At 42.2% G+C, this 21,090-nt stretch carries 18 protein-coding genes; 3 read left to right on the forward strand and 15 right to left on the reverse strand.

What is annotated here, in order from left to right; all coding sequences use genetic code 11:
- Positions 1-118 precede the first annotated feature (118 nt).
- From aceF to pdhR, 3 genes are all read right to left on the reverse strand, one after another.
- A complete protein-coding gene (gene aceF / locus PAUR_RS15590) occupies positions 119-2,014 on the reverse strand; it encodes a pyruvate dehydrogenase complex dihydrolipoyllysine-residue acetyltransferase (protein WP_192508683.1) in 1,896 nt (631 codons plus the stop codon).
- Positions 2,015-2,025: 11 nt separating this feature from the next.
- The gene (gene aceE / locus PAUR_RS15595; RefSeq protein ID WP_192508684.1) at positions 2,026-4,692 is read right to left on the reverse strand and encodes a pyruvate dehydrogenase (acetyl-transferring), homodimeric type; all 2,667 of its coding nucleotides are present in this window, start codon (positions 4,690-4,692) and stop codon (positions 2,026-2,028) included.
- A gap of 62 nt (positions 4,693-4,754) precedes the next feature.
- Positions 4,755-5,504: a pyruvate dehydrogenase complex transcriptional repressor PdhR gene (pdhR, locus tag PAUR_RS15600; RefSeq protein WP_192508685.1), complete on the reverse strand. Its 750-nt coding sequence runs from the start codon at positions 5,502-5,504 to the stop codon at positions 4,755-4,757.
- A gap of 353 nt (positions 5,505-5,857) precedes the next feature.
- On the opposite strand from pdhR, the gene PAUR_RS15605 reads away from it, so the two are divergent.
- Positions 5,858-6,331, forward strand: a complete 474-nt coding sequence (locus PAUR_RS15605; protein ID WP_192508686.1) for a hypothetical protein — start codon at positions 5,858-5,860, stop codon at positions 6,329-6,331.
- Positions 6,332-6,515: 184 nt separating this feature from the next.
- Positions 6,516-6,962 (forward strand): Hsp20 family protein, encoded by a 447-nt coding sequence (locus tag PAUR_RS15610; protein ID WP_192508687.1) that lies wholly within the window; start codon positions 6,516-6,518, stop codon positions 6,960-6,962.
- Between the two features lie 89 nt (positions 6,963-7,051).
- Here the strand turns inward: PAUR_RS15610 and serB are convergent, their stop codons facing one another.
- Positions 7,052-8,077, reverse strand: coding sequence for a phosphoserine phosphatase SerB (serB, locus tag PAUR_RS15615; RefSeq protein WP_192508688.1), 1,026 nt, complete (start codon positions 8,075-8,077; stop codon positions 7,052-7,054).
- 74 nt (positions 8,078-8,151) lie between these two features.
- Between serB and PAUR_RS15620 the strand changes: the two genes are divergently transcribed.
- On the forward strand, positions 8,152-8,772 hold the full coding sequence (locus tag PAUR_RS15620) for an AhpA/YtjB family protein (RefSeq protein ID WP_192508689.1): 621 nt from the start codon (positions 8,152-8,154) through the stop codon (positions 8,770-8,772).
- On the opposite strand, the gene PAUR_RS15625 is transcribed toward PAUR_RS15620, so the two are convergent.
- From PAUR_RS15625 to PAUR_RS15675, 11 genes are all read right to left on the reverse strand, one after another.
- Positions 8,739-9,503, reverse strand: a complete 765-nt coding sequence (locus PAUR_RS15625) for a TatD family hydrolase (protein ID WP_192508690.1) — start codon at positions 9,501-9,503, stop codon at positions 8,739-8,741. The two genes, PAUR_RS15620 and PAUR_RS15625, sit on opposite strands and share 34 nt — an antisense overlap.
- Positions 9,504-9,521: 18 nt before the next feature.
- Positions 9,522-10,163 carry a pyridoxamine 5'-phosphate oxidase gene (gene pdxH / locus PAUR_RS15630; RefSeq protein WP_225738458.1) on the reverse strand — a complete coding sequence of 214 codons (642 nt, stop codon included), beginning with the start codon at positions 10,161-10,163 and terminating at the stop codon, positions 9,522-9,524.
- An 89-nt stretch (positions 10,164-10,252) separates the two neighbouring features.
- Complete coding sequence (argS, locus tag PAUR_RS15635) at positions 10,253-11,995, reverse strand: arginine--tRNA ligase (protein WP_192508691.1); 1,743 nt, start codon at positions 11,993-11,995, stop codon at positions 10,253-10,255.
- A 108-nt stretch (positions 11,996-12,103) separates the two neighbouring features.
- On the reverse strand, positions 12,104-13,687 hold the full coding sequence (gene prfC / locus PAUR_RS15640) for a peptide chain release factor 3 (RefSeq protein ID WP_192508692.1): 1,584 nt from the start codon (positions 13,685-13,687) through the stop codon (positions 12,104-12,106).
- Positions 13,688-13,820: 133 nt separating this feature from the next.
- Positions 13,821-14,987 carry a hypothetical protein gene (locus PAUR_RS15645; RefSeq protein ID WP_192508693.1) on the reverse strand — a complete coding sequence of 389 codons (1,167 nt, stop codon included), beginning with the start codon at positions 14,985-14,987 and terminating at the stop codon, positions 13,821-13,823.
- Between the two features lie 91 nt (positions 14,988-15,078).
- Complete coding sequence (locus tag PAUR_RS15650) at positions 15,079-15,879, reverse strand: outer membrane lipoprotein-sorting protein (protein ID WP_192508694.1); 801 nt, start codon at positions 15,877-15,879, stop codon at positions 15,079-15,081.
- Between the two features lie 13 nt (positions 15,880-15,892).
- Positions 15,893-16,630, reverse strand: coding sequence for a thioesterase II family protein (locus PAUR_RS15655; protein WP_192508695.1), 738 nt, complete (start codon positions 16,628-16,630; stop codon positions 15,893-15,895).
- A 6-nt stretch (positions 16,631-16,636) separates the two neighbouring features.
- Positions 16,637-17,209 (reverse strand): class I SAM-dependent methyltransferase, encoded by a 573-nt coding sequence (locus PAUR_RS15660; RefSeq protein WP_192508696.1) that lies wholly within the window; start codon positions 17,207-17,209, stop codon positions 16,637-16,639.
- A 43-nt stretch (positions 17,210-17,252) separates the two neighbouring features.
- On the reverse strand, positions 17,253-18,422 hold the full coding sequence (locus PAUR_RS15665) for an acyl-CoA dehydrogenase family protein (RefSeq protein ID WP_192508697.1): 1,170 nt from the start codon (positions 18,420-18,422) through the stop codon (positions 17,253-17,255).
- Between the two features lie 52 nt (positions 18,423-18,474).
- Positions 18,475-19,590 carry a thioester reductase domain-containing protein gene (locus tag PAUR_RS15670; protein WP_192508698.1) on the reverse strand — a complete coding sequence of 372 codons (1,116 nt, stop codon included), beginning with the start codon at positions 19,588-19,590 and terminating at the stop codon, positions 18,475-18,477.
- Entirely contained in the window at positions 19,587-21,086 is a 1,500-nt protein-coding gene (locus tag PAUR_RS15675; RefSeq protein ID WP_192508699.1) for a condensation domain-containing protein, read from the reverse strand. Before PAUR_RS15675 ends, PAUR_RS15670 begins: the two co-directional genes overlap by 4 nt.
- Positions 21,087-21,090: the final 4 nt, after the last annotated feature.

Consider the following 21,090-nt stretch of genomic DNA (forward strand, 5'->3'; position numbering starts at 1 on the left):
GTATCCGTACCAAAATGCCTGCCACATACTCAATATTTGGTACAAGGCAGAGAGAGTTTAAAAATTGTATCATTCACACAAAAAGATGTCCCGCCTATTTATAAGGCGGGACAGCAAATTACATTACTAACTGACGGATATCGCTTAAGTAGTTAGCGAGTGTCACAGTAAAGCGTGCTGCCAATGCACCGTCAATTACACGGTGATCATATGAGCAACTTAGCGGCACCATTAAGCGCGGCTCAAATTCTTTACCATTCCACTTAGGTTTCATTTCTGATTTAGAAACCCCTAAGATAGCGACTTCAGGTGCATTGACGATAGGTGTAAACGCCGTACCACCAATACCGCCTAAGCTTGAAATTGTGAAACAGCCGCCCTGCATGTCTGATGCGGTTAACTTACCATCACGGGCTTTCTTAGAAATGTCCATCAATTCACGTGATAGCTCAATAATGCCTTTGTTATTCACATCTTTAAATACTGGAACAACCAAGCCATTTGGCGTATCAACCGCAACACCAATATTGACATATTTCTTCAGAATTAAGCTTTCACCATCTTGCGACAGTGACGAGTTAAAGGTTGGGAACTCTTCCAACGCTTTTGCAGCCGCTTTCATCACAAACACAAGTGGTGTGATCTTAACGCCAAGCTTTTTCTTCTCAGCCAAGACATTCTGTTCTTTACGGAATGCTTCAAGCGTTGTGATATCTGCTTCATCAAACTGCGTTACGTGTGGAATTTGCACCCAGTTACGATGCAGGTTAGCACCTGAGATTTTCTGAATACGCGATAGTTTCTTCTCTTCAACTTCGCCAAACTTAGCAAAGTCAACTTTTGGCCAAGGGATAAGACCAAGCTCACCACCGCCAGAATTGTTGTTATTAGAGATTTGACCTGATTCAACTTTCTTAACCAGCTCTTTCACATAGTTTTGTACGTCTTCTTTAACGACACGACCTTTACGGCCTGTGCCTTTAACACGCGCTAGGTTTACACCAAACTCACGCGCTAAACGACGCACTACCGGAGATGCATGCGCATAAGATGCGTTCGCTTCAAATTCTTCTTTAACATTAGAAGCCGCAGGGACTGAGGCAAGCTTAGCCGCAGCTGCTGCTGAAGAAGCCACTGGCGCTGCTTGCGCAACAGGTGCTGCAACTGGCGCACTGCCTGCTACTTCAAATACAAATACCAATGAACCCGTTGATACTTTATCGCCAACGTTTACTTTAATCTCTTTCACAGTACCTGCAAATGGTGCAGGTACTTCCATAGCGGCTTTATCGCCTTCTACGTTTAAGATTGATTGGTCTTCGCTGACTGTATCGCCAACCGCGACCATAATATCGGTCACTTCAACTTCGTCGCCACCAATATCAGGAACATTCACTTCTTTGTTGGCATTGGCTACTGGTGCCGCAGGGGCTGCTGTTTCAACAGCAGGAGCTGCAACTGGCGCTGAACCGGCCGTTTCGAAAACAAACACTAAGCTGCCCGTTGATACTTTATCGCCAACGTTCACTTTGATCTCTTTAACAGTACCCGCAAATGGCGCTGGTACTTCCATAGCGGCTTTATCGCCTTCTACGTTTAAGATTGATTGGTCTTCGCTAACCGTATCGCCAATAGCAACCATGATATCAGTCACTTCAACTTCGTCACCACCAATATCTGGAACATGGACTTCTTTTAACTCAGAGCTAACCGCTGGAGCAGCAATTTCAGCCTCTACAGCAGGTGTCGCTACTTCAGCCGCAGGGGCAGCTGGCGCTGCACCTTGGCTTTCAAAGACCATAATTAACGACCCGGTTGCAACCGTATCGCCTTCTGAAATTTTTATTTCTTTCACTACGCCAGCATGTGCAGAAGGAACTTCCATAGAAGCCTTATCACCTTCAACAGTAAGTAAAGATTGATCTTCACTTACTGTATCACCCACACTTACTAGGATCTCGGTTACTTCAACCTCATCCGCGCCAATGTCAGGAACATGAATTTCAATTGTCATGATTAAACCTCTTATGCGTAAAGTGGGTTAGTTTTTGTTGTATCGATATCAAACTTCTTAATCGCTTCAACAACCACTGATGATTCAACTTTGCCTTGCTTAACAAGCTCTGTTAGCGCAGCAACCACAACGTAACCCGCGTTCACTTCAAAGTGACGACGTAAATTCTCACGGCTATCTGAGCGACCGTAGCCATCAGTACCTAACACTTTGTAAGAAGTGCTTGGCATAAAGGCACGTACTTGCTCAGCGTAGTTTTTCATATAATCTGTTGCAGCAATGGCTGGTGAGTCACCTAGCACAGTGGCGATATATGGCACTTGCGCATCGTTTTGCGGGTTAAGCATGTTCAAACGTTCAACCGCTTGACCATCTCGCGCTAACTCATTGAATGAGGTTACCGAGTAAACATCAGAAGCAACACCGTACTCTTCACTAAGAATAACAGCCGCTTTACGTACTTCGTTTAAGATAGTGCCTGAACCCAGTAACTGAACATGGGCTTTTTCACCCGTGTTAGATTCTAGCTTGTAGATACCCTTACGAATACCTTCTTCAGCACCTTCAGGCATTGCTGGCTGATGATAGTTCTCGTTCATTAGCGTCAAGTAGTAGAACACGTTTTCTTGCTCAGGACCGTACATACGACGAATACCATCTTGCATAATTACCGCAACTTCGTAACCGAATGTTGGGTCATAAGAAATACAGTTAGGAACCGTTGCTGCTTGAATATGACTGTGGCCATCTTCATGCTGTAAGCCTTCACCGTTTAGTGTTGTACGACCCGCTGTCGCGCCTAATAAGAAGCCACGAGCTTGCTGATCGCCCGCCATCCATGCCATATCACCAACACGTTGGAAACCGAACATTGAGTAATAGATATAGAATGGGATCATCGGTAAATCACTGGTGCTATAAGACGTAGCAGCAGCAACCCATGAAGACATAGCACCTAGCTCATTGATACCTTCTTGCAATACCTGACCTGAAGTTTCTTCTTTGTAGTAAGAAACAATATCACGGTCTTGCGGCGTATAGTTTTGACCATGCGGGTTATAAATACCGATTTGACGGAATAAACCTTCCATACCAAACGTACGTGCTTCATCGGCAATAATTGGCACGATGTTTTTGCCAATACCCTTGTCTTTCAGTAATACATTAAGCGCACGAACAAATGCCATTGTGGTAGAAATGTCACGCTTTTGCTCTTGTAATAATGGCGCAAACGCATCAACTTCAGGTAGTGTCAGAGCTTGTGTAAAATTAGGTAAACGCTGCGGAGTATAACCGTGTAGCGCTTTACGACGAGCATGAAGGTACTCATATTCTTTCGAGCCTTCTTCTACCGTTAAATACGGTAAATCTTTAAGCTGTTCGTCAGTCACCAAGTCCTCTAGTCCTAGACGTGAACGTAAATGCTCAACGTGCGTTAGGTCCATTTTCTTAACTTGGTGTGCAATGTTTTTACCTTCTGCCGCTTCACCCATGCCATAACCTTTCACAGTTTTAGCTAGGATAACGGTTGGACGGCCTTTTTCGTCTTGTGCCGCTTTAAAAGCTGCAAACAATTTAGATGGCTCGTGTCCACCACGTTTCAGGGCAAAAATTTCGTCATCTGTCATATCAGCAACCAACGCTGCTGTTTCAGGGTAACGACCAAAGAAATGCTCACGTACGTACGCGCCATTCTTTGCTTTGTAAGTTTGATAGTCACCGTCGATAGTTTCATTCATCAACTCTAGTAACTTACCAGTTGTGTCTTTAGCCAGTAGCTTATCCCAACCTGACCCCCACACAACCTTGATCACATTCCAGCCAGCACCTTTAAATAGGCCCTCTAGTTCTTGAATGATTTTACCGTTACCCATTACTGGCCCATCAAGGCGCTGTAGGTTACAGTTGATCAAGTAACACAGGTTGTCTAGCTTCTCACGCGCAGCAAACGAGATTGCGCCACGTGATTCTGGCTCATCCATTTCGCCATCACCCAAGAACGCATATACACGCTGTGCTGAGGTATCTTTCATACCACGACCATCAAGGTACTTTAAGAAACGCGCTTGATAAATTGATGCAATTGGGCCAAGACCCATAGATACCGTTGGGAACTGCCAGAATTCAGGCATCAGCTTAGGGTGAGGGTATGAAGAAATACCCTTTCCATCCACTTCTTGACGGAAGTTATCTAGCTGCTCTGCGGTTAAACGACCTTCAAGGAAAGCGCGCGCATAAATACCTGGTGAAATATGGCCTTGGTAATAAACTAAATCACCGCCATCTACTTCATTTGGTGCACGGAAGAAATGGTTAAAACACATTTCATAAAATGCTGCCGACGACTGGTAAGACGCCATATGTCCGCCAAGCTCAAGATCTTTCTTTGACGCACGTAATACGATCATAATCGCATTCCAACGAACGATAGAGCGAATACGACGTTCAATGTTTACATCGCCCGGGTAAGCTGGCTCTTTATCAGCTGGAATTGTGTTTACATAGTTAGTCGTGATGCCAGTTGGCATATCAACGCCATCAAGACGTGCTTGCTCTAATACTTGCTCTAGCAAGAACTGAGCGCGCTCTACACCTTCTTCTTTTACTACCGACTCAAGCGCTTGCAACCACTCTTTGGTTTCTAACGCGTCTACGTCAAATTTATTGACTTCAGACATATGGAGTGTTCCTTATGTTTAAAATACGAATTTATTTATTCAGTTTTAACAAACCAACTTAATTACTGTTGCTTGGTCCGTCTTAGGCTTCGCTCTATTCGAGAGCGCTCTTTACCTGCTTGTAATAAGGCTTCTTCAATGAACGCCAAGTGTGCATTACTCGCTAACCGCGCTTGCTCTGGATTACCATTGATCACGGCATCCATTAATACTTTACGATGTTCAGCTAGCTGCTCACTGACATCTGACTTTTGTACTAGAACCGTTAAGTTCTGTAATACATTTTGTTCCAATAACGTTTGCATTCCGCGCATTAAGTGCAGTAACACCACATTATGTGACGCTTCTGCTACGGTAAAATGAAATGTGTTAATCGCGGCAGCTGTTTGTGCTAAATCACCTTGAACAGAGGCAATACTATCAAAACTATGTTGTACTTTTTCAAAGTCAGTGCCTGTACCACGTAATGCGGCATAATAAGCAGCAATACCTTCCAGCGCATGACGAAACTCAAGCAAATCAAATTGAGATTCAGGGTGTTTACTGATCAAATCAAATAAAGGATCAGTAAGCCCTTCTTCTAATTGGTTCTTTACATACGTTCCGCCACCTTGACGCCGTGTAACCAGTCCTTTCGCTTCTAGCTTTTGAATCGCTTCTCGTAATGAAGGGCGAGACACATCAAACTGTTTGGCAAGCTCTCTTTCTGGCGGCAACTTAGCACCCGGCATCAATGACCCTTCTAAGATCATGTTTTCGAGTTGTTCCAAAATAACATCTGATAACTTAGCTGCTTTTATCTTTAAAGACATTAATCAATCGCCGAATTTAGGTGTATTGCCAACCGCTGAAACCATCAGTAAGTTGGAGTATTAAAACCAAAAGGTAAATTGGTCATACCAAATTTGGACAATACGGTATCAAAATCAAGCTGTACTGTCAAAAATCTGCGGATTATTGCCTTAGACAAGCACAAACTAGAGTCTAAACTTTATACAAAAATATGCATTTGAGAAGTGATATAAAAAAGGTCTGACCAGTTAGTCATTTTAAAATTAATATGTCAGTCATTCAAACTATTTTGTTTTTCCCTACGTACCTTTTTGTAATAAGCGCTCTTATAAACAATAATTAAGTCAAGATCTGAAGTCACTAGAGGTGTTACATGTCAATGGCCGTCGTCGGTGGGATTGTATTTTCAGTCTTTTTAATGATTCTACTTTTCGTCAGAGGTGAAAACATTAAACGAGATCTTAAAAGAGCCAACGCTAAATTAGAATCTACCAGTCGCCAAAAAACACATCTTGGTGGTATTGTTATGGAACTGGCAAAAGAAGAGCAGTTAATGCTCAAAGAGCGTATGGCTAAAGTCCAGAAAGATAGCTCCCCAAACGAGCGTTTTGTGGTCTGTACCAGTCTATTAATCGACGCCAGTGATTCCGTGATCAGCGATGCAGCATTAGATAATCGCACCGTCAGAAAAGCGTTCGAATACTACATTTCTAATTTTTCAGATGTCCCTTACACTGAATTTAAAGCCGTTATATTGCAAGATCAAAAACGAAAACAGCTATGGGCAGGAGACAATATTCACGCTTATTTAGAACTGTGCAAAAGCTGTATTGCCGCCATTGAATAAAGTGTAAAGCAGAAAAATAAAATAAAATCACCTACCCTCCTTGAAAAAATATCTTCTTGTCCATACATCATATTTAGGACGCCGAAAGGGTCCTAGAACGAAATTAACCATATGTTTATATTGGTGTTTATTGCTTTATAAAAAGAATAAACATCACCATTAATCGCTTTATGAGGATTCAAATATGCGAACAATCGACTTAACACCACTACACCGTTCATTCATTGGTTTTGACCATTTATCATCGTTAATGGATGCAGCACAGCGTAACAGTGAAAAACAACCCAGTTACCCTCCATACAACATAGAAGCATTAGATAACGACCGGTATCAAATTACCATGGCTGTCGCTGGTTTCAGCGATGCTGAACTGTCCATTGAGTCAGAAAACAATACCCTTGTCGTCAAAGGTGAAAAACTCAGCAAAGATGAAAAGACTGAACGTACATTCATTCATCAAGGTATTGCAGAACGTAACTTCGAACGGAAGTTTCAATTAGGTGACCATGTTAGAATACTCAGTGCTGAATTAGACAATGGCCTATTGCTTATCGATTTACAGCGAGAAGTGCCTGAAGCACTTAAACCCAGAAAAATAGCGATTAGTTCTGGTAACTTATTGAAAAATTAACTCGCTAAGACATTTTCCTTTCATATTGTTAGTCCGAAATCAGCCATATCACATGGCTGATTTTACGTATTTATCAAATCTAAAAATCGTTACTGTGCAGGTATGCTGAGTATATAAAGCACCTGTAATAATGATCCCTGACAAATAGCCGCATCCGCTTGAGAAACAACTTTGGGTTTTCCATGGACTGCGATACCGGTTCCCGCTTCAGCCATCATTAATAAGTCGTTAGCACCGTCACCTATTGCCACTGTTTGTGCTTTAGGTAAGCCCAATTGCAACCGCAAGTGAGATAATATTGCTGCTTTACTTTGTGCATCAACCACCTGCCCAAGTACTTTACCAGTTAACTTATTATTTGCTATTTCCAACTCATTGGCATAATACTCATCCAACTGAAGTGGTTTTTGTAACGCTTGTGCAAACCACGAAAAGCCACCTGATGCAATGACCAAATGCCAACCATTGCTTTTTAAGTGATGGCATAGTGCTTGGATCCCCTCCATCAATGGTAAGTCGTCCTTTAATGCTTGAATAAGAGACAGCTCCACCCCTTCAAGCTTAGCCACCCGCTGGTTTAAACTGTCATTAAAGGCCAGTTTGCCAGCCATAGCCTGTGCTGTTATATGAGCTACTTCTTCATAAACCCCAGCTAACCGTGCTATCTCGTCAATGCATTCAACTTTTATCGCTGTTGAATCCATATCCATCACCAATAATCCTGGCTGTTGGTTATTGGCTGGATTCATAATACATGCAGCTTGCAACTGTTGATCAGCGCCGATACGCCTCAAACCAGCTCGAAAATCATGCAGTGTTGCTTCCGTCATTTCAACGTCACTGTAAAGCGCCAACGCACTCTCTAATTCCTCATCAGGCTGATAAAGGCAGACAGATTGCACCTTAACGTTATGCTGGTGTGCAAAGGTCAATACCGTCACTAAGCTTATTGCGCTTAACTCGTCGCCAAATAGCGTGATAAACAACCCGTTATGCCGTGAAGGTATTTTTTGACTCTCGATCAATTGGGCATTTTCAACTTGATACCATTTTGCTAAGGTGAGTACTTGTGACAATGGTTTTTCACTAAGGTGAGTAAGGCTGACGGTTGACATGTTTGGCTCCTAAGTAACTTGCAGACCCTTTTTACCATCTAAGGTGTAACCTGTCAGCAAACATCAGGGGCACTATGAAAAATACACAAGCTATTGAATTATTAAAGTCATCCACAGGTAGACGGTTGGTACGTCTATTAATTGCGGCTGCATGTTTTCTCTTGTTAACGCACATTGCATTTACAACAAGCTTTGAATCACATCAACTCTTGCATAAACAAGCCGATAATACCGCTAGGAGCCTTACCGCACAATTGGCACTCAATGCTGCACAGCCCCTCAAACGAAACGATTTACCAGCACTAAGACAATTGGCTAACCACCTTGCCAGCGATCCATTTGTCATGGGGGTAAGCATATACAATCAACAAGGTAAGTTGAAAATTAGTAATGATGGTTTCACTCCGCGACAACCCCTCAATGCACTGCCAAGCGCACTGCCAGGAATAAGCAAAATAAAAACCCCCATTGTAGTGCAAGTCATAGATAATGAAAAAACACCGATAGGCTTCGTTAACACCGTCTATCTCACTGAATCAGCAATGAGCCAAAGCCACCAGCACTTTCATGAACTGGGCCGTATGGTACTTTTAATGTTAGTGATCACCGGAGTTTTCACTTGGCAAATTGGCAGAGCGCTAAAGCGCTGGGAAGTAAAGCGTCAAATTCGAAAAAGTGTGCAGGACGAATCATAAAGCTGCTGCGCTATGTCACTCGGCGTTTCATGACGCAATTGACATAAATATTTAAACACATCTACCACTCGCTCAGGCAAATTAATTTGCCCTTGATGGCCAAACAAAGGCATTGAAGGGGAGTCTGTTTCTAATAAGAGGTGCTGCAAAGCAACAGTCGCAAATACTGCTTTGGTTTTATTGGCTCGCTCGTAACTAATAGTCCCACCAACACCTAACTTAAATCCTTTCGCAATATAATAATTTGCTTGTTGCAGTGACCCAGAAAAAGCATGGATCACGCCACCGTATAAAGGCGGCGTTTGCTTAAATGCTTGTGCTATATAATGGTGGCTTTGTCGATGATGAATGATCAATGGCAGCTTGAGTGCATTTGCAAGTTGAATATGCTGTTGAAACAAGCTTTGCTGATACGTTAATTGTTCACAAGTTGCATCAATACCGCATTCCCCAATCGCAACCAAATCTCCCTGATGTTCATGGGCATATTGCGCTAAGGCGTCAAAGTGGTGCGACTGATGTTGTGTAATAAAATAAGGGTGCAACCCTACAGCAATATAACACCCTGCATGTTCTTGCTTGAAGGTAAGTAATTTCTGGCTTTGCGCTAAAGATACGCCAGGGATCACAAAACCACAAACACCAACAGCATTGGCATTAGTAATATACCGCGCTAAATCTGAGGATAACTCTGGAAAATCTAAGTGGCAGTGACTATCGATAAAGCGCATATTACCTCCTTATTACGCTTAAGGATTCAATCGTTCAATTTTCCACGAGCCAGCGGATTGTTTAACATACATAAAGCGATCATGTAAACGATGGTCTCCACCTTGCCAAAACTCTATTTTAGTTGGTTCTACACAGTACCCCCCCCAAAAATCTGGCAAGGGAATTTCACCTTTCGAAAATTTCGCTTTCATTGCCTGGAACGTTTCCATCAGCACTTTGCGTGATGATACAGGTCGCGATTGTTGAGAAGCCCAAGCAGCCAATTGGCTTTCTTCAGGACGCGACAAAAAATACTTTGCAACCGCGGCCGTTGAAAGCGGCTTTGTTTCTCCATAGACAATGACTTGACGTTCAATTGCATGCCACGGGAAGTGTAAACTAATCTTATTATTACCTTGTAACTCTTGCGCTTTACGTGAGCCCGTATTGGTAAAAAATACAAAACCTTGTTCATCTAAATGCTTTAACAATACAATACGCTGTGATGGCTGCCCAGTGTCATCAACCGTCGCCACTACCATTGCCGTAGGATCGCTAAATTCTGCATCGACAGCTTGTTGTAGCCAAATTTCAAATTGCGTTATAGGATCATCAGCCAGCATCTCGCGACGCAGCCCACCTTTGCTATATTCACGACGAATATCTTCAAGCTTCATCATCTTTCCTTACAAAAAAACCGCACCAACTACGTTGAAATGCGGCTTTAATTATTCGTTTCAGGGTGTATCCCAATGCCAACAAATGTAAATTACATTTGTTCCATAACTTCAATACCCAATAAATCTAAGCCTGTACGTAAAGTATCTGCCACTAAGTTACATAGTACTAAACGGCTATCTCGTACATCTGCTGCCACATCATCTTTTAAGATTGGACACGCTTCATAGAACGTCATATACAAACTAGCCAATTCATACAAGTAACCACACAATACGTGCGGCGTGGCCTCACTGATCATCAGATCTAATACTTCTTCAAGCTGTAACAACTTAATTGCCAGCGCTTTTTCTTGTGGCTGCTCAATATTAATCGATGCAGTTAATGCGTTGCTATCAATATTGGCTTTACGGAAAATACTCCGAACGCGTGTATAAGCGTATTGTAAGTACGGTGCCGTAGCGCCTTCAAAGCTCAGCATACTATCCCAATTAAAGATGTAATCACTGGTACGATGCTTTGACAAATCTGCATATTTAACCGCGCCAATACCCACCTTACGGGCAATTTCACCACGCTCAGCATCAGTCAAACCAGACTCTCGGTCAGCCAACTTATCTGTCGCACGGCTAATGGCTTCTTCAAGTAAATCAGCAAGCTTCACCGTGCCACCGGTACGCGTTTTAAATGGTTTGCCATCACTGCCCATCATAGTGCCAAACGGGCTAAATTCGTAGCTGGTCTCATCTCTTAAGAATCCAGCTTTACGTGCTGTTAATTCAACTTGGTTAAAGTGTAAACTTTGACGTGCGTCAACAAAAATCAAGATACGGTCTGCACCCAATTTATTTGAACGATAATCACAGGCTGCTAAGTCAGTGGTTGCATATAAGAAGCCCCCCCCAGACTTTTGTACAATAAATACCGATGGCTCTCCATCTTTATTTGCTAACTCGTCTAAAAATACAACTTGTGCACCTTGGTCTTCAACCGCAATACTTTTCTCTTTTAGTAATGCAATCACGTTGCTCAGTTCACTGTTATAAGCACTTTCAGCCATGATGTCATCACGAGTTAATGTCACATTCAAACGCTGATACACTTCCTCTGAATGCTTCACTGATGTATCAATAAACAAAGTCCATAATTTCTGACAATGCGTATCACCACTTTGCAACTTTACAACATAATCACGGGCTTTATCAGCAAAGCCCTCTTCGTCATCAAAACGCTTTTTGGCATCACGATAAAATGTTTCTAAGTCAGCCAATGCCACAGACTCTAAATCCACACCTTGATTTAACAAGTCTTCCAAGTGTGCGATGAGCATACCAAACTGTGTACCCCAATCACCCATATGATTTTGACGCACTACCGTATCACCGCGAAACTCTAAAGCACGCACCACTGAATCACCAATGATGGTTGAGCGTAAATGTCCTACGTGCATCTCTTTCGCCAAATTAGGCGAAGAAAAGTCCACAACCACCTTCTGAGGCTGACTATGCTCAGCCACCGCTAGCTTGTCATCTTGGTTAGCCGCTTCCAAACTCTTTGATAAAAATTGCGGTTTCAAATGGATATTAATAAATCCAGGACCCGCTATTTCTGTTTTTTCGGCCAGCTCAGACACATCTAAATTATCAATGATTTTTTGTGCGAGCTCTCGAGGGTTGGTTTTTAGTGCCTTAGCTGCGCCCATTGCGCCATTAATTTGGTAATCACCAAATTGTGGACGTGTGCTTTGCGTTACGGCTGGGTTCGAGCCCTCAGGAATGCCAGCTGCAACCATTGCTGCGTTCGCTTTTTCAATTAATATCGTTTTAATATTCATTATTCGTCCTATTATGTGCTGCTTAGGAGCTTGCTCAACTACCCAGCACACTATAAATCTATCACGTAACTTACACGGTTAAAGCCATTTCATTTGGCTTAGTGCCTATTAATGTTCGCGTGTATGGTGAAACTCTACTTCGGGATAACGTTCCATAGACAAGTTTAGGTTCACACGACTAGGTGCAACGTAGGTTAAGTTATCACCGCCATCTAGCGCTAAATTCACTTCGCATTTACGTCTAAACTCTGCCAGCTTTTTCTCATCACTACAGTTTACCCAACGAGCCGTTTGAACGTTCACACTTTCATAAATTGCATCGACGTTATATTCTGCTTTTAAACGTGCTACAACCACATCAAACTGCAACACACCTACAGCACCCACAATCAGGTCATTGTTTGCCAATGGTCTAAACACCTGCACAGCGCCTTCTTCTGACAGTTGTACTAAGCCTTTCAGCAATTGTTTTTGCTTCAACGGGTCTTTTAGGCGAATGCGTCTGAAAAGTTCTGGCGCAAAATTTGGAATACCACTGAATTTAAGCTTTTCGCCTTGCGTAAAGGTATCGCCAATTTGAATCGTACCATGGTTATGTAAACCAATAATGTCGCCGGCATAAGCATCTTGCGCACGCTCACGGTCACCTGCCATAAAGGTCACTGCATCAGAAATACTGATCTGCTTACCCAAGCGAACGTGATTCATTTTCATACCTTGGCTATATTTACCCGATACAATACGCATAAATGCGATACGGTCGCGATGCTTTGGATCCATGTTCGCTTGAATTTTAAATACAAACCCAGAGAAGTTGTCCTCGTCCGCTTTGACTTCGCGCTCTTCAGTTTGACGTGGCATAGGCGTTGGCGCCCATTCAGTTAAACCATCTAGCATATGATCCACACCAAAGTTACCTAGTGCAGTGCCAAAAAATACCGGAGTTAGCTCCCCTTTCAGAAACAACTCATGATCAAACTCATGTGATGCTCCTATCACCAACTCTAACTCTTCACGCAACTGCTCAACCAGCTCAGACCCTATTTCGGTATCAAGCTCAGGGTTATCTAACCCCTTAATAATACGTTTTTCTTGAATCGTATGACCTTGGCCTGTTTGATACAAAATCGTTTCGTCACGATGAATGTGATAAACCCCTTTGAACTCTTTACCACAGCCGATTGGCCAGCTTACTGGCGCACATGCAATATTTAACTCGGTCTCAACTTCGTCCAGTACTTCCATCGGATCGCGAATATCACGGTCAAGCTTGTTCATAAAAGTTACAATTGGTGTGTCACGTAAACGGGTTACTTCCATCAGCTTGCGAGTTCTGTCTTCGACCCCCTTTGCCGCATCGATAACCATCAAACACGAGTCTACCGCTGTTAATGTACGATACGTATCTTCAGAGAAATCTTCATGTCCCGGAGTATCGAGTAAGTTTACAAGGGCATTATTGTAAGGGAACTGCATTACAGAGGTTGTAACTGAAATACCACGCTCTTTTTCCATTTCCATCCAATCAGATTTAGCATGCTGGTTTGAACCTCGACCTTTTACAGTACCGGCTTTTTGCAACGCCTTTCCGAATAATAAAACTTTTTCAGTGATGGTGGTTTTACCCGCATCCGGGTGCGAGATAATAGCGAATGTACGTCGCTTTTGGGTTTCAGTAACTAAGTTTGACATGTAAGCTGCTTTTACCTGTGCTTGCCAACACGAAAATGTACTGGCTCAAGTGATAATTTTCTTAATTATACCTGTTTTGTACAGGGCAAAAAAGCAGCCAATAGGAGTTATTCATTAATAAAAATGATACTTGCTAAAAATAGAGCTCTAAAGTCAATTGTAAAAAGTCTTCTTTGTTACGCGCATACACAACATTAGTCGGTTCATCAGAGCTAAATAAGTACCCCTCTACTGCAACTCGTAATACATCGCTGAGCCGCTGTGAAGCCTCAAGCTTAAATACAGACGTTCCGCTATCATCCAAATCCAAACTGATACCAGCCAATACTTCCGTGCCAGCCATATCATTAACCGTCAAGCGCCCACCCAAAAATATATCATTTTGTCCCATCGGTGCGCTGACGCCATTTCGGCTATCAAATTGATATTCGACTATCGTCCCAAAATCCATTCGAGTATTTAATATTTGCGAATGACTATACTCGACTCCAGCAACATACGCGTGATGTGTTGCGATAGAGTTTCTCTGTATGGCTTCGAGTTTCAACAACCAACTATCAATCACCCCCTGAAAATCAATACTAAACTGAGTCATTTGTGCATAATGTGGAATCGCTACACCATCGGTGTGTTGCTTAAAGTATGCTTCTCGGTTCGTTCCTGAAAAGTAACTAACTCCCACTTCCCAATCATCATAGTAGTGGCTGTACCTTAGTGCAGTATCTATGTGTCGTGCTGCTTTGCTTGACTCATATGTTGGGTCCGTATTGTCTACGTCAAATGGTAGCCCAAGCCGCCCCTCTTCAGACGCAAATTCCATCTGACGAAAATAAGGCAAAACGAATATCCCAACAGTGCCCCACTCTTTCGAAAAAGTGAGATTCAACATTGGCTGACCTAACTTATCTTCTGAATCAACCCCCTCTAACAAGTCTGTTTGATTAATGACATCGACTAAGTGCAATGATTCAGTCACTCCCCAAAAAACTTTACCAATACCCGCTCTAAACTCATATTCATCTGCCAGATGCAAGAGCATGAACTCTCGTATATCACTATGTGTACGTGTGCTATCTAGCGAGTCAACACGCAAAAATGGCGCAACAAGCAAACTGGTATTAGAGAAAATATCATCGAAGTAAAACTCAGGTTCCAACTTAAGCGACGTTTGATGTACCTGATTATCTTTGTTGCCATGTGATGAGAATTGACGATGTTCAAGATCGACTTGCCCACTTAACTCAAACGCTTGTGCAAAATGCACACTCCAGCCTAAAAATAAGACAAAATAATATTTCAATATAGAAATCCTTTTTAATCATTCGAAATATAAAGCCCGAGTCAGCTACGGGCTTTCACTGCTTCACAACGCACTGCGTCACCGTTGATTATTAACGTACTCGCTTAAGTACATTTTTATTAAAATCTTTATCATTTAAAACAATGTTAAAATTGAATGGTTGATAAGATAATTCGGTTTCCCGTGCATTTTGTATATTTTTCATCCGTAACTGATGTGCTCGCCACACACCATTGTCATATTTTTTATAACCACTTAACGCTAAGTTTTTTAACAGGCCGCCGCGTTTATCAAAAAACTCCACTTTCAGCGGTTGATAATGCGTCGTATCTAACCAAGTCTTTAGTTTGCTATACCCCGAACTTTTCGCTTTTGGTATGGACTCCACAATGTAGACTTGTTTACCTGCAAGCTCTGCTATCACCGCGCTCCCGTAAGTATACTTTTCTACTTCAAAAGAACTCATATCTTCATATGAAAACTCACTTCCCATAAACGAACTAGACTTGTTATTTGAAGATATGCGCTTTACACGTTTCAAGCTCGGCAGGTAAAGCCATTGGTTATCCAACTTATCTACATGTGAATGATTTAAAAAGGCCACACCACTTACATCACGAGGTGTATCAAACACACTTAAGCTTTTATCACCATCACCAATCACTTCTAGCGCTTTAGCACGCAATGATCGTTTTGACTGTTGACCGTTAGACATGGTCAAAACCATATTCAAGGCAACCTCACTAGAACGCCAACCCGAATTATGCTGCTTACGTTTCCCCATTAACTCCTCAGCATTTAATTGCTCAGATGATGCATAGGTATTGTGTGCCAACAGTAATATCATCGATACCACTAACAATTGACTCAGTATTGATACTTTATTTTTCATAAAAACTCCTTCTCTATAGCTCACTGTTGATTATGTTGATAAGCGCAGTTTCTTCACTATGAACAAAAAAATGATCACCCCTCATTAACTCTTTACGCACCTTGCCATTAAATAACGCCTGCCATGCAAACACATTGTCCGGTTCAACGACCTCATCATCCTTGCCGGCTAAAATGACAATGTCGGTATTGAGTTTGCCCTGCTCAACAAATTTATAGTTTTCGCTCAGTGCAAAATCAGAGCGTAATATAGGGGTATAAACTTCTAACAATTCGGGATTATTAAAAACCAACTCCGGGGTGCCTTTGTAATCTTTGAGTACTTCAATAAACTCATCTTCGGATAATTTATGTAAGGGGTACTCTGTACCAAGTTGCGGTGCTACTTTTGCTGAGATAAACAAATTTTTAGGGGTTAACCCCAACTCTCTTGATATCTTTTTTGCTAATTCATATGCCACTAAAGCCCCATTACTATGACCATAAAATGAAAATGGTCTGGTGAGCTTCGACTTAATATTGGCATATAACATGTCTACCAAATCGGTAATGTTTGCTTGTAATGGGTCGCTAAAACGCCTTCCTCTTCCAGGAAATTCAACACCGAACACTTGGCACCCATCGGGGACTTTATCATCCCAATCAAGGTACATCTGACCACTACCACCAGCATAAGGAAAACAAAACAAATTTTGTTTTACGGGTTTTGATTGCTTTCGCTGCAAAAACCAAATATCTTCATTATTCATCATATTCACTCACAACTTCTTTAAATAAATCGCTTTTGTCATGAAAATTCCGTGGACAGGCTCAACAGCAAAACCCAGTTTTTCACATACAGTTATCGTCGATGCAAAGTGTGAAAAACTGATACCAAAAAATGCCGGTTCACCAATTAATACCCCCCCACCTGACTTTAATAGCGCATAAAGCTCGGATAAAAAACCTTCAATATCAAGTACTTCATGCAACATATAAAATGCCAGTATGAAATCAAACTCCCCTGAAATACCCAATGAGTCTTCGCTGCACAATATGCATTCAATGTTATTTCTCGGCTCATTACTTAATTGTACTTTTTGCTGCACAATATCCAGCATGCCTTGCTGCATATCGACGGCAACCACCCTACCTGAATTGCCAACTCTCGTTGCCAGCGGCAATGTGAAATAACCTGGGCCACACCCTATATCCATAACGTGCATGCCCGCATACACATATGGCTGTATCACTTTTTCAGGATTTTGTAAGATTCTGCGGTACCAAGTGTCCAAAGACCCTGCTTTTTCTACTGGACAAGGCTGTGCTTTGCCTGTGCTTTTTACTGTCATGTCCTTTTCCTTCATGTCATAACATGGCTCGTGTTTTAAGGTGTTAACAATTAAACATCCGGCTAGCGATGCTTCTCAGCAATATATTCACCGTGCCTTCATAGATTTTGCCAACTTTTGCATCTCGAAATAACTTTTCCACGTCATAGTCCAGTGCCACACCATTGCCACCCAATGTCTCTAAGGCCGCAGACGTTGCTCTATCTGCAAGTTGCGAGGCAACCAGCTTCGCTTTATTTGCCTCATCTAATAATTGCGTACTTGAATGGCCAAGCTCCGCTTTTTTAGCCAATTGATATATAAAAGGTTTCAGTACGCTCACTTCGGCACACACCTGAGCCAATGGGAAACTAACACCTTGAAATTCTGAAGTTTTATGCTTAAACGCTACACGTTCATTGGCGTATTCCACAGCCAAAGACAATGCCCCCTCTGAAATACCCAGCATTTGCGCTGCAATGCCAATTCGTCCCATGCACAAGCCATAATTGGCAATATCAACTCCTTGATTTTGCGCGCCAACGAGTGCTGATTCAGGTACGATCACCTGATCCATCGTAACGCGACACGTTGAACTCGCTCTCACACTCATTTTCGGTATATTTTGAGATATGCTGATACCCGGTAAGGCCGTATCCACTAAGAAAGCGCTCGGCACTTTGCGACCACACTCTAGTTCGGTATTGGCGATAAGCAGCATCACCTGTGCTTCACCAGCGTTTGTGATCCAGGTTTTAATACCATTTATTTCATAACCTGCATCGATTCTCTTGGCGCTTGTCTCCATCAAAGATAAATCACTGCCAGCCTGAGGCTCCGTCACGGCAAATGCACCGACAGCACCTGTAGCCACTTTTGGTAGCCATTGTGATTTTTGATTATCACTACCAAATTGCTGCAATATTTTATTAAATAAAATATTGTGTACATGCAAAAAAACGGCAACACCAGGGTCTACTTTTGACACTTCCTGAATCATTAATACAGCACCAGAAAAAGGCAAAGCATCATCAAATAGTGCCTTATCACTACGCTGAAAGTAATCTCTGTTAATCTCAATGCCCATCAAACCTGCATCAATTAACGACTGCTTTATTTCTTCGTCTAAATACTGCTGTTGATCACGCAAGGCGATGTTTTGTTTAACTGCCTGCTGACAAAATTGCTTCAGCACATCACTGGCTGATTTAAGACTAAATCCATTCTTACTCATGATTACTCCTTTAACGCTCCCACTTAATAATCAAGCGGGAGCCCTTCTATTATTATGCTGGCTTGTGAAATAACTGGAATTGACTAAACCCTTCAATAACTCGCATCAATGCGGCATCATCAATTTGCGCATCTTCAACAGGTCTATCCGATATAAACGATTGCGTTAAACTACTATCAAAAACTCTCCCCTGACTCTTTTGTGGTAAGTCATCTTCAAAGTAATCCAATAATGGCAACAAGGCATTATCACTGGTTGAGGCAATGGCTTTCAGTTTCGCAACCCATTGCAGGTAACCACACATCTCTACTGGGTACCCTAAAGTACGCGCCGTTTCCAAAATACGGCTGCATAACGTCGGCGTATCATTCACTAAATGAAATGTCTTCCCATTTGTATCTGAAGCCAGCATAAGCTCAACGAGCCCCTTAACCACGTAATCCAACGATGTTAAATTAAACTGGAATTGACTCTGAGGCGCTGCGCCTAATTGGATACAACCCGTAACTAGCTTAGCTAAAGCATCATTGATATTTGGCGAGTTATAATCTTTTCCAGCGCATATTAATCCAGGGCGGACCACAAAATATGGCATGCCACGCTTGCCCGCTGCTGCAACCAACTTTTCGCTGATCCACTTAGACCGTGAATACCCAGAATAGCTCGTAGACTTCTCATCTACTGCATCTGTTTCTCGAATAGGCTGTCCATCAGAACGCGCATCAAACAAACGCAAGGTCGATACATTCACAAAAGCAATGTCTTGCTCCTGTGCCAATTTAAGGATCTCTTGCGTGCCATTAACATTGGTATTTTTTAGTTGCGCATAGGTCAATACATAATTAACAGCGGCTCCATTATGAAGGACCACATCCACATCATTCAGTAATTGGGCATACTGTGTCGTATTGAGACCTAGCTTAGGTTTGCCCAAATCCCCTATTATGATCGTGACTCGATCTGAGAAACCCGCCTCCCATATACCGAATTCAGTCATGCTAGTACGAAGCCTTGCTAGTCCTGCTTGTTGCGATGGAGCACGCACGAAACATGTCAATTTAACCCATGGAAGCGCGAGTAATTCTGCCACTAAATGCGCCCCCAAATACCCTGTAACACCGGTGATAAACACCCTATTTTTTTCTGGTGACAAAAATGCTGGAGTCATATTGCCGACTCCATAAGCTGATTACTTTCTCGTAATATACGCTGTAGATCATTGAGCGGTGTATCGAACGCGAAAGCAGGATCTTGAGCAACACGTAAAATTAATTGCTCTGTTTGCTGCATAATTGACGTCAATGCATTGCCTGAACGGCTATAATCGCAAAACCAATGCAACTCTAACATTCCGTCATTTTCAACAATCAAAAGCTCTAATGCCTGATTCGGCACATGTGCGACACCATCTTGCATCGCACCAAACCACTTCATCGGTGGAATACTGCCCTCTTCAACAAACTCGTTGTATCGAGAGATTGTACTGGTAAATACAATGCCAGGTTTTTTCTGTTTATCAGATAATGCTTGCTCACTTACTACATCATAAAAACCATTATCTAAATCAGTCCAAGTTTGACTTTCGATGGCTCGACAATACGCTTGTAGATTTTGCTGACGACTTAAATCGACTGAACTCAAAATGCCTGAACTGTATTGGCCAAGAATGTCATTCACCTTGGTATCAAAAGAGATTCTATTAAATAACCTCATTTCAAGAGAGAACCTGCGTATCTTTGAAAGTTCCGCCAGCACCAATGTAAATAAACTATAGACAACCATTGAACCTGTTAGCTTTTGCTCACTGGCATAGCGTTTTAACTTTTTCCATAACGACTTAGGCAGTAAATCGACCCGATAGTCAAAGCGTTGATCATCAAATATATCTAACTTTTGCGAATTTTCAGCTATATCATCGACCGTCAATATACGCGGCAATTCATCCAACTTACTCAACCAATAGTCTTTAGAGGTACTCCATTGACGACTACTCTCCTGAAATACTCGCTCAGTGTGAGAATAATCTCTGAATGTCAAAGCACCAAAGTCAGTGAGAACTTTGCGCCCTTCATAAAGCTGTCGCCATTGCAGAGCTAAGAACTCTACACTCACCAGATCTAAGAGTGTTAAATCTGCCCCTAAAAAGATCCTCAGTTCTTCGTTCGGTAGTTGACAGACTGTAATTTTAAAAGACTCACTCTCTTTGATTGTTCTCGGGCGACGAAATGTCTCCCTGAGGGCAGCCAGTTGTGCGCTTGCATCATGTGCACTGACTGTTCGTAAATCTATCACTTGAGCTTGCCAGTCAGTAATTTTGTCTTGCTTGAGACATATTTCACTTTCATCACCAACAAATCTCGAATGTAAAATAGCATGATGGTTAACCAGTACTTGAATCGTTTGCGTAAACAAGCTTACATCCAAGCCATCGCGGTGTGTTTCCATATAAAACCATGCACAATACCCATGCTCTGTGGCCGCAGCTAACTGTGCTTGCTGAAAGGCCCGAGGTTGATATGGTACATACTGTTCATTTGGCGTCTGAACCAAGGTTTGTACTGACTGTTGATCATCAAGTTCAACCGCCTTACCTTTCATACGCTTGCGTAAAATCGCTTGTTTTGCTGGAGACAAACGACTGAGCATTTTTTCTAAATCAGACATATCA

The sequence above is a fragment of the Pseudoalteromonas aurantia 208 genome (assembly GCF_014858725.1).
Lineage (GTDB): Bacteria > Pseudomonadota > Gammaproteobacteria > Enterobacterales > Alteromonadaceae > Pseudoalteromonas > Pseudoalteromonas aurantia.